General features: G+C 60.2%; 10 protein-coding genes. 7 read left to right on the top strand and 3 right to left on the bottom strand.

Going from position 1 to position 16,936, the window contains the following annotated elements; genetic code table 11:
* The first annotated feature begins 131 nt into the window (after positions 1–131).
* The 4 genes from OK142_RS21705 to OK142_RS21720 all read left to right on the top strand — a co-directional run bounded on the left by OK142_RS21705 (position 132) and on the right by OK142_RS21720 (position 3,846).
* The gene (locus OK142_RS21705; protein WP_498685112.1) at positions 132–986 is read left to right on the top strand and encodes a sugar phosphate isomerase/epimerase family protein; all 855 of its coding nucleotides are present in this window, start codon (positions 132–134) and stop codon (positions 984–986) included.
* Between the two features lie 149 nt (positions 987–1,135).
* A complete protein-coding gene (locus tag OK142_RS21710) occupies positions 1,136–2,821 on the top strand; it encodes a GMC oxidoreductase (RefSeq protein ID WP_498685114.1) in 1,686 nt (561 codons plus the stop codon).
* Positions 2,821–3,381: a gluconate 2-dehydrogenase subunit 3 family protein gene (locus OK142_RS21715; RefSeq protein ID WP_498685115.1), complete on the top strand. Its 561-nt coding sequence runs from the start codon at positions 2,821–2,823 to the stop codon at positions 3,379–3,381. Before OK142_RS21710 ends, OK142_RS21715 begins: the two co-directional genes overlap by 1 nt.
* A 69-nt stretch (positions 3,382–3,450) precedes the next feature.
* Positions 3,451–3,846, top strand: a complete 396-nt coding sequence (locus tag OK142_RS21720; protein ID WP_142171427.1) for a c-type cytochrome — start codon at positions 3,451–3,453, stop codon at positions 3,844–3,846.
* Positions 3,847–3,901: 55 nt separating this feature from the next.
* Here OK142_RS21720 and OK142_RS21725 read toward each other — a convergent pair whose 3' ends face one another.
* Entirely contained in the window at positions 3,902–4,252 is a 351-nt protein-coding gene (locus OK142_RS21725; RefSeq protein WP_216331957.1) for a DUF488 domain-containing protein, read from the bottom strand.
* A gap of 183 nt (positions 4,253–4,435) precedes the next feature.
* Positions 4,436–5,296 carry a LysR substrate-binding domain-containing protein gene (locus OK142_RS21730; RefSeq protein WP_498685118.1) on the bottom strand — a complete coding sequence of 287 codons (861 nt, stop codon included), beginning with the start codon at positions 5,294–5,296 and terminating at the stop codon, positions 4,436–4,438.
* A 253-nt stretch (positions 5,297–5,549) separates the two neighbouring features.
* Between OK142_RS21730 and OK142_RS21735 the strand changes: the two genes are divergently transcribed.
* The 3 genes from OK142_RS21735 (at position 5,550) to OK142_RS21745 (ending at position 14,655) form a co-directional block, all read left to right on the top strand.
* On the top strand, positions 5,550–11,486 hold the full coding sequence (locus OK142_RS21735; protein WP_498685120.1) for an Ig-like domain-containing protein: 5,937 nt from the start codon (positions 5,550–5,552) through the stop codon (positions 11,484–11,486).
* A gap of 109 nt (positions 11,487–11,595) precedes the next feature.
* A complete protein-coding gene (locus OK142_RS21740; protein WP_216331959.1) occupies positions 11,596–13,347 on the top strand; it encodes a type I secretion system permease/ATPase in 1,752 nt (583 codons plus the stop codon).
* Positions 13,348–13,350: 3 nt separating this feature from the next.
* Complete coding sequence (locus OK142_RS21745; protein ID WP_498685123.1) at positions 13,351–14,655, top strand: HlyD family type I secretion periplasmic adaptor subunit; 1,305 nt, start codon at positions 13,351–13,353, stop codon at positions 14,653–14,655.
* Between the two features lie 367 nt (positions 14,656–15,022).
* Here OK142_RS21745 and OK142_RS21750 read toward each other — a convergent pair whose 3' ends face one another.
* Positions 15,023–16,936, bottom strand: coding sequence for a PhoX family protein (locus OK142_RS21750; protein WP_498685124.1), 1,914 nt, complete (start codon positions 16,934–16,936; stop codon positions 15,023–15,025).

A 16,936-nucleotide genomic window follows, 5' to 3' on the forward strand; every position in this document is an offset into this window, starting at 1 on the left:
CTCACCCAATATCGAGCACGGAGACGACGCAGGGCACAGGAGGCAGTGCCCGGCATGACCCGGCCAGACGGCCGGGAAAGGCGTGGGCACGCGTGTCGTCATATTGATCAAACGGAAAGGGAGTTACGCGTTTGAAAACGTTCAAGTCAAAATTCGCTGGCATGGCATTCGTGGTTGGACTGGCGGCCGGTTTCGCAAATCCGGTTTTCGCAGATGACAGCAAGGTGCTGCCAATTGCTGCGCAGATGTACACGCTGCGCAATTCCGGAACGCTGGAAGAACAGCTTGCCATTCTCAACCGCGCTGGCGTTTCCGCCGTGGAAACCGTGGATATGCAGAAGGTCAGCGCCGGCGAACTGAACACGCTGCTGGAAAAGCACAGGATCAAGGTCATTTCCTCGCATGTGCCGATCGACAAGCTGCGCGGCAATCTCGATGAGGTCATCACCGAGCAGAAGGCCGTCGGCAATCCGGTCGTGACCGTGCCGTTCCTGAAGCCGGAAGACCGCCCGAAGGACGCTGCCGGCTGGACCGCCTTCGGCAAGGAGCTTGGCGGTTACGCGGACAAGCTTTCGGCGGCGGGCCTCTCCATGGCCTATCACAACCACGACTTCGAGATGGTCAAATTCGACGGCAAGACGGCGCTCGAACTGCTGCTCGATGCGGCAGGACCGAAACTGCAGGCCGAAGTCGATGTCGCCTGGGTGGCGCGCAGCGGCAATGATCCGGCAGAATTCCTCGGCACCTTGGAGGGCAAGGTTTTCGCCATCCACGCCAAGGACAACGCACCGGCCGGCACGGCGGAAAACGAGCGCGGTTTCGCGACGCTCGGCACCGGCACGCTCGACTGGAAGACAATTCTGCCGGCGGCCAAACAGGCCGGCGCAAAATGGTTCATCCTTGAGCATGACCTTCCGCTCGATGCCGAAGCCGTCGTGACCAAGGGCAATGCGTTCCTTAGCGAACACCTGCCGACCATTCAGTAAACACTGCCAGTAAAACCAGAACCGCTCCCCGGCGGCCGGTTTCGGCGGGGAGCATGAGGTTCGACAGACGCATATCCATTTTCCGCCGCGTTGCGACGGGAAGCGCTTCGTCCTGTCGTTTTTTCCAAGCTCACATCGGAGGAGTTATCATGGCAGACAATCATTATGATGCGATTGTTGTCGGCTCGGGCATCAGTGGAGGCTGGGCCGCAAAGGAACTCACGCAAAAGGGCCTGAAGGTCCTGATGCTGGAGCGCGGCCGCAATATCGAACACATCACCGACTATCAGAATGCCGACAAGGAAGCCTGGGATTACCCCCATCGCAACCGCGCTACGCAGGAGATGAAGGCGAAATACCCCGTTCTCAGCCGCGATTACCTGCTGGAAGAGGCGACGCTCGGCATGTGGGCCGATGAGCAGGAAACGCCCTATGTCGAGGAAAAGCGTTTCGACTGGTTTCGTGGTTATCACGTCGGCGGCCGCTCGCTGCTCTGGGGACGCCAGACCTATCGCTGGTCGCAGACCGATTTCGAGGCCAATGCGAAAGAAGGCATCGCCGTCGACTGGCCGATCCGTTATGAAGACGTCTCTCCCTGGTATGATTATGTCGAGCGTTTTGCCGGCATTTCCGGCAGCCGCGAGGGGCTGGATATTCTCCCCGATGGTGAATTCCTGCCGCCGATCCCGCTCAATTTCGTTGAACAGGATGTGGCCAGCAGGCTGAAGAAAGAGTTCAAGGGCACGCGTCACCTCATCAATTCGCGCTGCGCCAATATTACCCAGGAGCTTCCCGATCAGGAGCGCACACGCTGTCAGTTCCGCAACAAGTGTCGGCTGGGCTGTCCCTTCGGCGGCTATTTCAGCACGCAGGCATCCACCCTGCCTGCGGCGGTCGCCACCGGCAATCTCACTTTGCGGCCTTTCTCCATCGTCAAGGAAATCCTCTACGACAAGGACAAGAAAAAGGCGCGCGGTGTCGAGATCATCGATGCCGAAACCAACCTGACCTACGAATATACCGCCGACATCATCTTCCTCAACGCCTCGACGCTGAACTCGACATGGGTGCTGATGAACTCGGCCACCGATGTCTGGGAAGGCGGGCTTGGAAGCAGCTCCGGCGAACTCGGCCATAACGTGATGGACCACCATTTCCGCATGGGCGCGACCGGTCAGGTGGAAGGTTTCGAGGATTTCTACTTCAAGGGCCGTCGTCCGGCGGGTTTCTACATTCCGCGTTTCCGCAATACCGGCGACGACAAGCGCAAATATCTGCGTGGTTTCGGTTATCAGGGCTCGGCCAGCCGTTCGCGCTGGGAGCGGGAGATCGCCGAACTCAATATCGGCGCCGATTACAAGGAGGCGCTGACCGAGCCGGGCGGCTGGACCATCGGCATGACTGCCTTCGGCGAAATGCTGCCCTATCATGAGAACCGCGTGAAACTGGATCATGAGAAAAAGGACAAATGGGGCCTGCCGGTCCTGTCGATGAATGTCGAGATGAAGCAGAACGAACTCGACATGCGCGAAGACATGGTCAATGACGCCGTCGAGATGTTCGAGGCGGTCGGCATCAAGAATGTCAAACCCTCCAGGGGCACCTATGCGCCGGGCATGGGCATTCACGAAATGGGAACGGCCCGCATGGGGCGCGACCCGAAAACCTCCGTCCTCAACGGCAACAACCAGGTCTGGGATGCACAGAACGTCTTCGTGACTGATGGTGCCTGCATGACTTCGGCTTCCTGCGTCAACCCGTCTTTGACCTACATGGCGCTGACGGCGCGTGCCGCTGAATTCGCCGTTTCCGAACGCAAGAAGGGGAACCTGTGATGAACAGACGCGAACTGCTGAAACTGATAGCCATTGCCTCGGGCCTTCCGCTGATCGGCGCGGATGTCCTCACAGCCACGGAAAACGCCGCCAAACCAGCCGGCGCTGCCCACGTCTTCACCCCGGAGGAGATCCGGTTTCTGGACGAGGTTGCGGAAACCATCATTCCGCGCACCTCCACGCCGGGGGCGAAGGATGCTGAAGTGGGTGCATTCATGGCCGTCTATGCGGCCGATTGTTATACCGACGAACAGCGGACACTTTTCCTTTCAGCGATTTCCGACATCGAAAAGCGCAGTCAGGCCGAACACAAAAAGGCCTTTCTGGAACTGACACCGGAACAGCGGCAGGCGCTGCTTGCTGCGCTGGACAAACAGGCGAAGGCGGAACAGACGCCGGCAAAGCCGCACGCCTTCACACTGGTCAAGCAGCTGACGCTGCTCGGTTTCTTCACCTCGAAGATCGGCGCCACGGAAGTTCTCGTCTACGACGAGATTCCCGGCGGTTTCGAAGACCGCGTTCCCTACACGAAGGGCACGCCTGCCTGGGGCACGAGCTGAAGAAAGAACTGTTGGCCCGTCCGCATTTGCGGGCGGGCCGCATTCATACGGCAAGACAAGGATGACATGATGCGCAAGACACTCATCATCGCGGCGGCTATGCTGACCGCAAGCACCGTTCCCGCTCTTTCGGAGGGCGATGTTGCCAAGGGGGAGGCAGCCTTCAAGCGCTGTTCCGCCTGTCACGCCATAGGCGAGGGCGCAAAAAACAGGGTCGGCCCACAGCTTAACGGCATCATCGGCCGTGCGGCAGGCGGCGTGCCTGACTATACTTATTCGGCTGCGATGAAAAAAGCGAGCGAGGACGGCCTTGTCTGGACACCGGAAGAATTACGGGATTTCCTGAGTGCACCCAAGAAGAAAATACCTGGCAACAAGATGGCGCTGGCCGGCATCAGCAAGCCGGAAGATCTGGACAATCTCATCGCCTATATCGAAAGCGCGGCCTCCAAACCGGCTGAATAAGGCTGCACACCTTGCCAGGCAGACAGAGCCCGGCCTGCGGGCGAGGCGGCGAGATTCAGTGCGAGCGGAGATAGTCGGCGAGAACGAGGGCGTGATTATGTTCGGTGTCATGGGCGGCATAAAGCAGCGTCACGCGCCCCTCGGCCATAAATGCCTTCATGCGCGCCACAGCGTCTGGATTGGCTGACAGTTCCGCGTCATAGTGGCGGGTGAATTCCGCAAAGCGTGACGGCATATGGGAGAAATTCTTGCGCAATTCGTTGCTCGGCGCGATCTCCTTCATCCAGATGGAAAGCCGTGCAGTTTCCTTGCGCACGCCACGGGGCCAGAGCCGGTCCACCAGGATGCGCGCGCCGTCATCGTCGCTGACGGCATCGTAAATCCGTTTCACCCTTACGTCTGACATGGGCGGCCTCCTTCGGTTGCCAGGTGAATGATTTATAGCGGCTTTTGTGAAGTCGCACCTAAAAATCGCTTTGCCGCCCGCAACGGCCTCCGACGGCGCCCTTATGAGATATCTCCCGTCGCCATCACCCGGCCGAAAATCGTAAAACGGCATCCGGATCTGTCTGGCCTTGCTGGCGCGCGATCAGACCCGGGCGGATAGCTCGATGAAGCTTCGCACCAGCGGCAGATGCCGGCGTTCGGCAAGGCAGATCGCATATTCGTCGATCAGTTCGCTGGCGTCGCGCAATGGTACGAAGCAGAGGCGCGCATCGTGGCCGAATTCGAGATCGGCCACCACGCCGCATCCCACGCCGTTGGCGATGGCCTCCCGCACGCCTTCGCGGGAGGAAATCTCGACCACACGCTGAATGGAAATGCCGTGATCGGCGAGGTTCTTTTCGAAGATTTCACGCGTGCGCGATCCCCTTTCGCGCATGACGAAGGATATGCCCTCCAGTTCGGCCATCAAAACACCGTCCCGCTGCGCAAACGGGTGTGCGACGGGTACGCACAGACCAATCCGCATGCTCAGAAATTTGATCCCGTAAAGACGTGGATCGTCCGGCGCACGGGCGGTGATGGCCACATCGGCCCGGTAATCGATGATCTGTTCCACCACCCGTGCCGAATTGTCGACGGAAAGGGAAAAGGTCAGTTGCGGTCGCTCGGCCTTCAGCCGTGAAAGGATCGGCAGCGGCAGGATGGGGCCATCCGCCGCCACGCGCAAATGTCCGCCGGCGGCGTCAACTTCACCCCGTAGCAACGCCTTAGCCTCGTTTTCCGCCTGGAACAGGCGGGCGGTGATTTCGAAGAGGCGCTCACCCTGTGGGCTGAGGCTCACCCCGCGCGCTTTTCTTTCCAGAAGATTGACCCCGCTGATGGCTTCCAGCTCCCGCACATGGGTCGAGAGGGTGGACTGGCTGATTGCCATGTCCCTTGCAGCCTGGGAAAAGCCGCCCGATTGCGCAACGATGTGGAAGGCTTTCAGCTGTGTGATCGACATGGGTTCCTGTTCTGCCGCCGGTCGACACGACAAGCGTCGATGCGATGTGGATCATCGGCGAAAACGCTGACAAGACCATGACGCCTGCCGGATGGTTTCGTTTACCCTGTTGGGGAAACCGATGGCGGGCATGGGAAAACACTATGGCGCGTTTACGTTTTGTTAGGAATTCGTCATCGGCGCGTTAGTCGTCGTCCTTAATCGTGCCGGCATGGCCACAGGGCCAATCCGTTTCACGTAAAGGGTCAAAGAGATGACGACTTCTGAAAACTCGATCGCCAATCCCATCGAATCCTCCTCTGACTGGCTCCTGACCATTCCGCGCCTGTCGCAACAGCAGAGCATTCTCGTCTCGCCGAACGGTGCCGGCACGGCAACCTCCTACAGCCTGGTCTACGACGTCTATTTCCCGAAGAACGGCTCCACCGGCTGGATGCCTTTCCTGCAGACTGACCTTACCAACCGCAGCGATGGCGATATTTTCGGCAAGGCAAGCGGTGATAGCTATGGCCTTGGCATCAGCAGCGATTATCGCGGCACGGCCAAGCTGGACGCCTGGAACCGCATCGGCTTGACGATCGAAACAGATGCGGGCGGCGCGGTTTCGATGAAAAAATACATCAACGGTGAATTCGTCGCCGACCAGAAGATTGCTGCGTCCGGCGCCGGTCGCTTCGGCATCGACATGTCCAAGGGCTTCCTGATCTTTTCCGACGAGGATGGCGAAACCTCGCCCGGCTACCTCAGCACTCTTCTTTTCCTCAAACAGGTTCTGACAGCCGACGAAATGTCGTATCTCGGAGGCCCTAAGGCCTCCGGCATCTTGCCGGATGCGATGAAGCAGGAGGCTGAAAAGGTCGGCGTCCTCGAAACCCGCTTTGCCCAGGGTTCGGCCACGCCCGCGATTGGAAAGGGTACAGTCACCGGTAACGGCACAACCCTCGAATTCAAGACTCCGGCCCAGGCCGGCATTCTCGCCATCGGCCAGAAGCCTGCGGTCGATCCGGTTGCCGTCGCTAAAACGTCGGCCATCAAGGATATGATGGTGACGCCTGATGCGGCGAATGTGACGATCGATCTGTCGAAGCATTTCTCCGGTGAGAAGCTCACCTTCACCGTTCAGAACAGCAAGAACGAGACCGTTACCGCGGTCCTGACGGACGGCAACAAGTTGACGCTCGACTTTGCGGCTCTCGGCCATTCCGATATCCGCGTGACGGCCACCGACGGTGCCGGCAAGAGCGCCACGGACGACTTCCGCGTGCGCGTGGCCGGTCCGAACGCCTATACCATCGCCGTCTTCCCAGACACGCAGGACTACACGTCCAATGCCGGCATCAAGCACCTGTTCGGCGAGATGACGCAATGGCTGGTCGACAATCGCGACAGCCATAAAATCGTCTTCATGAGCCATGTCGGCGATATCACCCAGAACAACCGCCCCGCCGAGTGGGATGTCGCCGAGCCGGCGCTTCGCAAGCTCGACGGCAAGGTGCCTTACGCGCTGCTGCCTGGCAATCACGATCAGGCGAATGGCGGAAGTGCTGCCGACCACACCTCAGTCGAACTGGACAGGCGCTTTTCTGCTGAAAAGCAGGCGGCAACCAATCCCGGCGTCTTCGGCGGTGCCTACGATCAGGAACAGGCTGCCGCGCGCAATACCTACAGCACCTTCACCGCGCCGGATGGCACCAAGTGGCTGTCCATCTCGCTCGAATTCGGTCCGCGCGACGACGTGATCCGCTGGGCGGGCGACGTCATCGAGAAGTTTCCCGACTACCGCGTCATGCTCGCAACGCATTCGCTGACCAGCTATGCGACGCGTCAGGACAACCTGGCCCTGCCGCTTTATGACGAAGGTGCCGGCTACGACTACGGCATGCGCACCGACCAGCGTGGTGCAAACGACGGCGAATATGTCGCCCGCGCGCTGCTTGCACGTTACCCCAACATCGTCATGACCTTCTCCGGCCATATTTTCGGCGACGGCGCGGAAACCGACATCACTTACAACCAGTATGGCGAGCCCGTCTTCCAGTTCCTGGTCAATTACCAGAACGGTGTATCGCGTGAAATCACCGGCAACGGCGTTGAATCGCGCGGCAATAATGGCGGCAACGGCGCGATGCGCCTGATCACCGTTGATCCTGACAATAACCGCATCACCACAGAGACCTATTTCACCGCCTTCGACGATTATCTCGATGGTTACCGCACCAAGCCTGAGCTCGATCGCGATGGCCTGACTGGTTATTATCGCGGACATCAGGAAGTGTTCGAGAATGTCTATGTCGGTGCAGGCAAGGCCCGCGCCATGGCCGAGGCCGGAGACGATATCGTCGCCAATGCCGCTGCCGGGGCATCCGCAGCCGCTGTCTCCCTGTCCGGTGCGAAGTCGCTGCTTGTCGGTGAAATACAGAGCTTCGTCTGGACCGACAAGAACGGCGATATCGTTGCTGAAGGCAGGGAGGCTGTGGCCGATCTCGCTCTCGGCAAGCATAAATTGACGCTCACAGCAACGGATGTGAACGGCGTCAAGACCAGCGATAAGATCGATGTTCTGGTGCGCGGCGACCGCACACTGCTTGTTGAAAACTTCAACGACGGCAAAGCCGAGGGCTGGGCCACCGATTTTGGCGCAGCTGACGGCAATACCGGCCGGTTCCTGCTCAAGGGCACGGTGTTTTCCCGCCCGACCGCAAGCGCCAATCTTGCGGCACCTGAGGCGGCACTTTTCGACCAGAGCGATGCTGCGGGCAACAAGCTCGTCTATATCGGCGCTCAGTCGGCCGCCTGGAGCGACTACGTGTTCGAGGCGACGCTGACACAACTCGATAACGATGCGATGGGCGTCTACTTCTACTATAAGGACGCAAACAACTACTACCGCTTCGCCATGGACGGCGAAACGAACCGCCGCCAGCTTGTAAAGGTCGCCGACGGAAAGGCAGTCCTGCTTGCCGAGGTCAATGCAGGCACGCCCTATAATATGGATATCCCGCTGACTGTTGCCGTGGTCGGTGGCTCCATCAACGTCTTCATTGGCGACAAGAACGTCTTCGGCGGCCCTGTCATGGATGCGACCGCTCCGCTTTCCGGCGGCACCGTTGGTGTCTATTCCAGCGGTCAGCGCGCTTCGGTTTTCGATGACATCGTCGTCACCAAGGCAGGCACGACCGCCAAGGCCGGCATTGATCAAAGAGCCTACGACATCGAGGGCGACGGCAAGGCGTCCGTCACGCTCGACGCGTCGGGTTCTTTCGGGCCTGAGCAACTGACCGGCTTCGTCTGGACGGACCTCAAGGGCAATGTCGTCGCAACCGGCAAGACGGTTGATGTCGCCCTCGATACGGGCGTCAACAAGCTGCTCCTGAAGGTTACAGCGGCAAATGGTTCCGTTTCGACGGACCGTATCGACGTCACGGTCGTGGACAGGACGAAAATCCTTGTCGCCGAGGATTTCTCTTCGGCCGAGGCAATGGCTCGCTTCAAGATCGTCGACGAGGGCGAACTTGGCGGTATCGGACCGGACGGCAAGACGTCCGAATGGCTGATCTCCGATGGCAAGCTTCTTCAGACGACCGGGCTTGCTAGCCGCGAACTGATCTGGACCGGTGCAACTGCGGCTGACTACTGGCAGCGCGGCTGGAGCCCGCTCGGCGATGGTGTCAACGTTCTGCGTCTTGGTACCTATGCACTGTTTAACGATCCGGCGGCGCTCGCCTGGACCGACTACGCCATCGAAGCGACGATCCAGACGCCTGATAAGGACGGCCTCGGCTTCCTGTTCCGCTACAAGGACAGCAAGAACTACTACAAGCTCGAACTGGATGCCGACGGCATTCTCGACCGCAGTCCGAGAAACGGTGCCGGCAGCATCTTCAACCTCATGCGCATGAGGAACGGCGTTGAGGAAATTCTGGCCCAGGTGCCGGGCAAATACGAGCCGGGTCAGGCAATGAAGCTTCGCGCCGAAGTCTCCGGCGACAAGATCACTGCCTTCCTCAATGATGAGGCGCTGTTTGCCTATCCGATCGGTGACCGCGAACTCGATGCAGGCACCTTCGGCCTTTACTCCTGGGGCAATGCGGGTCTGACCTTCGACAATCTGACGGTGGTTGACCTTAAATCCGGTCTCGATGCGGGCAAGACCCTCAATGGCAGCGGGGCAAACGACGTACTGACCGGAAACGATGCGGACGAGATGATCCTTGGCCAAGGCGGTAACGACAGGCTGCTCGGCAACGGCGGCAATGATCGCCTGAGCGGTGACGATGGCGATGATGTGCTGAAGGGTGGCGCAGGACGCGATGCCTTGTCGGGCGGCAACGGCGACGACACGCTGTTTGGCGACGATGGCAACGATATCGTCTCCGGCGGTCTTGGTGATGACGTCATTGAAGGGGGCGCGGGCAACGACCTGCTTTTGGGCGGTGATGGTTCCGATACCTACATCTACGGCCGTGGCGACGGTTCCGACGACATCATCGAGACCACGAGTGTGGCAGGCGACAAGGATGTGCTCGTGCTGGACGATATCGCCAGAAACGAAGCTGTCCTGCGCAAGTTCGGCGATACCGTCGAAATCGAGTTTGCCAATGGCGAAAAACTGTCGCTGCGCAACCAGCTTTCTGGCGGCGGCATCGAACTGGTGTCTTTTGCAGATGGAACGCAGCTGAACCGCGATGGGATCGTCAAGGGTCTCGTCAATCGTGGTCCGGTCGCGGCGGCTGATACGCTTGCCGCGATCGATGAGGATGCCGCATCCTTCCTCATCTCCTTTGGCGCTCTGCTCGGCAATGACATGGACGCCGATCTCGACCGGTTGACGGTGACTGAAGTTTCCCTGGCTGCCGGTGGAACGGCGGTTCTGGAAGAAAATGGCATACGCTTCACTGCGGCGGTGGATTTCAACGGCAAGGCATCCTTCAGTTACAAGATCTCCGACGGCCGCGGCGGTTCGAGCGAGGCAACGGCGAACTTCACCGTCAAGCCGGTCAACGATGCACCGGTTGCCGCTGCCATTGCCGCGAAAACGGATGAGGATGTTGTTCTTAAGGGCAAGATCGTCGCTTCGGATATCGATGGCGACACGCTTTCCTACGCCATCAAGACGGGAGCCGCAGCGGCCAAGGGTGATGTCAAGATCGACGTGGCGACCGGCGAATGGGTCTATACGCCGAACGCGAATGTCAACGGAACCGACAGCTTCACAGTCATCGTGTCCGATAACAAGGGCGGCAGCGTTGAGAGCGTGGTCACCGTGACGATCGCTCCCGTCAACGATGCGCCTGTCGCCGTGGACGACCAGATCACCGTGGGTGAAAAGGATAACGCCGCGTTCGATCTCGTCGCCAACGACACCGACGTGGAAGGCGACCGCCTGACGCTCGTCAGTGTAACCGTGATGGCGGTTGCCGGAATTGCCGTGACCAACGCACAGGCTGCTGCGGCCTTCTCGGTCGTGGATGGCAAGCTGGTCGTCGATCCCTCATCCGCTTTTGCGGCGTTGCAGGACGACCAGCAGGCAACCGTGACGCTCAGCTATACGGTTCGTGATGCAAATGGCGGCGAAGCCAAGGGTACCACGACTGTGAAGGTGGACGGATATACCGAGTATACCATCGTGGAAGGCACTGGCGGCAATGATGTGCTGGTGGCGGGCGACGGCAAGGACATGCTCGACGGCGATGCCGGCAACGACACCCTGCTTGCCGGCGGTGGCAACGACATGGTGGATGCCGGTGCTGGCAATGACCGTGTGGTTGCCGGTGATGGCAATGACATCGTCGAGGGCGGTTCCGGCAACGATGTGCTGATGGGCGGCGCAGGCAGTGACGCACTTCACGGCGGTGCTGGTAACGACACGCTGAACGGCGGTTCCGGCAACGACACGCTGAATGGCGGCGCGGGCAATGATGTCTTGACCGGTGGTAGCGGCGCGGACACCTTTGTCTTCGCAGCCGGCAGCGGCCGTGATGTGGTGACGGACTTCCAGGCCGGTGCCGAGGGCACGGATGTCGTACAGCTCTCCAAGGATGTCTTCGCCGATTATCAGGCGCTCATCGCCTCCGGCTCCTTCACCGACGGAGAAAACGGTGCGCAGATCGCCTTCAAGGACGGATCGTCCATCACCTTTGATGGAGTGAAGACCGAGCAGTTCGCGATTGACGATTTCCGCTTCGCCTGACCCACAAAGGGCGCATCCTTCGGGATGCGCCTTTTTCACGTTCGCGGGCACCTGACACCGGCATGTTACCGCCGGCCGTTACCGCCCCGATCTCAACGGATTAGTAAAAATGCGTTATAATTCCGCCAACAATAATGTCCGCCAGATCAGGGGCGTGTTCGCCGGCTGCACAGGCGCCTTCATTGGCATCGGCCTGCTGAGCGCTCTGGTCAATATTCTCTATCTCACTGGTTCGCTGTTCATGATGGAGGTCTATGATCGGGTGTTGCCGAGCCGAAGCCTGCCGACGCTGGTGGCACTGTTTGGCATCGTCGTCGTGCTTTATGCGTTTCAGGGTCTGTTCGACGGTTTGCGCGGGCGTTTGCTGGTGCGCATTTCCGACCGTCTGGATCAGGTGCTGTCCTCCAAGGTTTACGATGCGATGATCGGCCTTCAGCTGCGCCTGCCTGTCAGCGGCCGTCAGGCCCAGCCGCTTCGCGATCTCGATACGATCCGCTCGTTCCTGTCGGGAAGCGGGCCGACCGCGCTTTTTGACCTGCCCTGGCTGCCTTTTTACATCGCCATTTGTTTCGCCTTCCATTTCTGGCTCGGCGTCACCGCACTTGCCGGCGCCGCCATTCTCACGGTCTTCACATTGATGACGGAACTGGTGTCGCGGCATCCCGTGGAAGAAGCGGCGCGGCACTCCTCCAAACGTAACCGGCTGGCTGAAACCAGCCGCCGGAACGCCGATATCATCGCCGTCATGGGAATGGCGCCTTTCCTGCGGGAACGCTGGCAGGCGGATAACCGCGCATTTGTTCGCGAGCAGCGGTCGGCAAGCGATGTCTCCTCCGGTTTCGGGGTGGCCAGCAAGGTGCTGCGCATGCTGCTGCAATCCGGCATTCTGGCTGTCGGTGCCTGGCTCGTCATCAACGAGCAGGCGACGCCCGGCATCATCATCGCCGGTTCGATCCTCTCGGCACGGGCGCTTGCGCCGGTCGATCTCGCCATCGCCAACTGGAAGGGTTTCATCGCGGCCCGTCAAAGCCGCCGACGTCTTGAAAAAACGCTGGCGCTGCTGCCGGATACCGCTGCCCGCATGGACCTGCCCGCACCGCATGCCCTTTTGTCGGTCGAGCGTGTCGGCGCCATCCCGCCGGAAGCGGATGAGCCGGTGTTGCAGGATATCGCCTTTACGCTTGCGGCCGGCAGCGGCCTCGGCGTGATCGGGGCGAGCGGCTCGGGCAAGAGTTCGCTGGCGCGGTTGCTTGTCGGCCTCTGGCGGCCGTTCAAAGGTGCGATCCGGCTGGACGGCGCGACACTCGACCAATGGCCGGCCGCCGCCTTGGCGCGCCACATCGGTTATATGCCACAATCGATCGAACTGCTGGACGGCACGATCGCCGAAAACATCGCCTCCTTTGATCCGGAAGCGACATCGGACAAGATCATCGCGGCGGCGCGCAGCGCGCGGATCCACGATCTGGTCGTCAGCCTGCCGGATGGCTATTCCACCGAAGTTGGTGAAACCGGACGGCAATTGTCGGCGGGGCAGAAGCAGCGGATCGCGCTTGCGAGGGCGCTTTACGGCGATCCCTTCCTCGTTGTGCTCGACGAGCCGAATTCCAATCTCGATTCCGAGGGTGAGGATGCGCTGACCGCGGCCATTCTCGGAGTTCGCGAGCGCGGTGGCGTCGCCGTCATCATCGCTCACCGGCCGAGCGCGCTCTATGCCGTGGACAAGGTGCTGATGATCACCGATGGCCGGCAGCAGGCTTTCGGACCCAAGGAGGAGGTGCTGGCCAAGGTGCTTCGCCCTGTCGGTGGCATGGCCGGTGCTCTCAAGGTCGTGCAGGGCGCAGAAACAGGAAAGGCATAAGAGATGGACGAATGGCAGTCACTCAAACGCTCGATCCGCAGCCATCTTCTTGTCGGTGCGCTCGGATTTCTAACTTTGATCGGCCTGTTCGGCGGTTGGGCCGTCGGCACAGAAATCGTCGGCGCGGTCATCGCTCAGGGCTCGCTGGTGGTGGAAACAAGCCTTAAAAAAGTACAGCATCCGGTGGGCGGCGTTGTCAGCGAGCTGATGGTGCGAGACGGCGACCGGGTGAAGGCCGGTGACGTGGTGATGCGCATCGATGCGACGATGACCAGGGCAAACCTCGCCATCATCGTCAAAAGCCTCGATCAGTTCATCGCCCGCAGGGCGAGGCTTGAAAGCGAGCGCGACCGGGCCGGCAAGGTGGTTTTCCCGCAGGTGCTTCTCAACAAAATAGGCGATGCTGAGATCGCCGCGATGATGAGCGCCGAGCAGCGTCTTTACGAGGACCGCAGGGCCGTTCGTGAAAGCAAGAAACGTCAGCTCGAACAGCGGGTTCGGCAGCTTCGCGATGAAATAGCGGGCATGGACGCCGAGCGTGCGGCGAATTTCCGCGAGCAGGGCATGGTTGATGACGAGTTGACCCGGTTTCGTTCCCTGCATGACAGGGGACTGATGGAAAAAAGCCGGCTCAGTACGCTGGAACGGCAGGCCACGGATATCGAAGGCGATATCGGCCGGTTGATGGCCGGCATTGCCGGGGTTGAAGCGAAAATCAGCGAGACGTCTCTGCAGATCATCCAGATCGATGAGCAATGGTCGGAAGAAGTCGGGTCGGATCTGCGCGAGATGGACGCCCGCATCGGCGAATATGTCGAGCGCCGGGTGGCGGCCGAAGATCAGTTGAAGCGCGTCGATATCATCGCGCCGCAGGATGGTGTCGTACATCAGCTGGCGGTCCACACGGTCGGCGGCGTCGTCGCACCCGGTGAGCAGATCATGATGATCGTGCCGGAGGTCGATAAACTCGTGGTCGAGGCGAAAGTCGCGCCGCAGGATATCGACCAGATCTACTATGGTCAGGCGACGAACCTGCGTTTTTCCGCATTCAACCAGAAAACGACACCGGAAATCACCGGAACGGTGGAACGCATTTCGGCCGATGTGACGGTCGATACGCGGACAGGGACGAGTTATTATATCGTGCGTGTTGCCACCTCGCAGGAGCAGATAAAGCGGCTCGGGGAATTTACCCTGATGCCCGGCATGCCGGTGGAAGCCTTTATCACCACCGGTGAGCGAAGCGTTTTGTCTTATTTTCTCAAACCCCTGCTCGATCAGGCCAATCGCACGTTTCGTGAGGCCTGACGCCTTCCAGAGTTCGGGGCGGGCAAAAGCGTGTTGCGGGAAGGGAGGGTTGACGGGAACGTCGTGCCCTTTCTTCCCGCAACAGTGCTAGGGGGTCGTTAAATAGACCCAAACTCCGTTCCCGCAGTCACCGGGACGCCCTCACAGCTCATTGTCTGCGTGCTTGAAATCGTCGTTATCTACTGGGGCTGAAAAATGACCCCGCTTGTGGACAAGGGGTCGGTGACACAACCTGTTACGGGAAAACAGAGCCTTCGGGATTTGCTCGCAAAACAAAACGCCGTGCATCCTTCGGGGCGCACGGCGCTCTCATTAATGGAACCGGCTCTCCGTTATCCCGGGACCCGGTTCCGTCTATTTCACAGCATCAACCGATCTGTGCGTTGTCGTCACGCTTGATGGCGATGACGGTCGAGCGTGGCAGCTTGCCTTCGCCATCCGGGAAGGGGGCGTCGGGGTGCTGGATGCCGACGAAGTGGGTGCGCTTGTCGCCGGACCATGTCTGGCCGGTGACTTCGGAACCCTTCGGCGCGGTCAGGAAGCGCTCGATACGGCCGGTGGCCGGATCGCCCGCCAGCATCTGGTTGTTGCCCTGGCCAGCGAAGTTGCCTTCATTGCTGTCTTCGCCATCGGTCTGGATCCAGAGGAGACCAGTCGAGTCGAACATCATGCCATCAGGCGAGTTGAACATGTTGCCTTCGTTGATGTTCGAGGAGCCGGCAAAGGCGTCCTTGTGAACGGAAGGGTTGCCGGCCATGCAGAACAGGTCCCACTTGAACTTGCCGTCCGCATGGTCGTCATTTTCCGGATACCAGCGCACGATCTGGCCGTATTCGTTCTTTTCGCGCGGGTTGGCGGCATTGATGGCCATGGCGTCGCCGCCGGCATTGGCGCGCAGCTTGCCATCCTTCATTTCGCCGCGGCGGCTGTTGTTGGTCAGCGCGCAATAGGCTTCGATGGCGACCGGGTTGATGGCGACCCATTCCGGACGGTCCATGGTGGTTGCGCCCACCTTGGAAGCGGCCTGACGGGTGAAGACGCAGATTTCATCGATCTTCATGCCAGTGGTTTCAGGTGTCAGAGCCACCCATTCGCCGGCGCCGTCATCGGCGAACTTGGCGACGTGGAGCGTGCCTTCGTCGAGCAGTTTCGAGGTGTCGCCACCCGGAACATAAATGCCGTTGGAGACGAATTTGTAGAGGAATTCGCCACGCTCGTCGTCACCCATGTAAACGACGACACGGCCGTCACGGGCAATCACCACAGCGGCGTTCTCGTGCTTGATGCGGCCAAGCGCGGTGCGCTTGATCGGGGTGGAGGAGGCGTCCGAAGGATCGATCTCGACCACGTAACCGGCGCGGCGCGGCTCGTTGGGGTTCTTGGCGACGTCGAAACGCGCGTCGAATTTCTCATAGGCATAACGGGTCTCGGCGACGATGCCGTAACGCTTGTAATCATCAGGCAGCTTGAAGGCGGCGTCGGTGGTGCCGAAATAGCCGTTGAAATTTTCTTCACAGGTGAGGTAGGTGCCCCAGGGCGTGCGGCCGGCGCCGCAATTGTTGAAGGTCCCGAGACAGTCGATGCCCTTCGGATCGGCGGCGGTCTTGACGAGGTCGGAACCGGCGGCCGGGCCGGAAAGCTTCATCGGCGTGTTGTGGTGGATACGGCGGTTGAACGGGCTGTCAAGAACGATTTCCCAGCCTTCGGTGCCTTCCGCGACTTCCATGACGGTGACGCCCTGCATGTTCTGCAGGATTTTCACGTCGTCGGCCGTCTTCGGGTTGCCTTTCTCAGCGTGCGGCAGGTTGGTTTCCGGGTTCACATATTCATGGTTGACAGCGATCAGCTGATGAGCGCCGACCATGAACAGTTCCATGCCGTCGGTGTTTTCGCCGAAGACCTTGTCGGAATTCTCAACGCTGACGCCCTTGGCGGGGTCGAGATCGGGAACGTTGGAGAACAGCGGCTGGCCCCATTTGGCGACCGGCTTCCAGCTGTAGCCTTCCGGTACATGGATGGTGTGGTCGGTGGCGGCGGCAACCGGCTTAAAGGGGAAACGACCGGCGGCAGCTTCCTGCGCCTCGGCGGAGGTGCTGGTCATCAGGTTGCCGAGCGTGCCCATGGCGGCCGCGGCCGAACCGAAGGCAAGCACGCCGCCAAGAAAGCCGCGGCGGGAAATCGCGGTTTCGACCACGCGGTCGAAATCGGTTTCGGCCGGCGGCGGGTTTTGCAGTTCGTCCCATTCGTCCCAGGACAATTTGCTTGTATCGATGTCGGTCAT

It is taken from the genome of Agrobacterium sp. BT-220-3 (assembly GCF_025910175.1).
GTDB classification, from domain to species: domain Bacteria; phylum Pseudomonadota; class Alphaproteobacteria; order Rhizobiales; family Rhizobiaceae; genus Agrobacterium; species Agrobacterium oryzihabitans.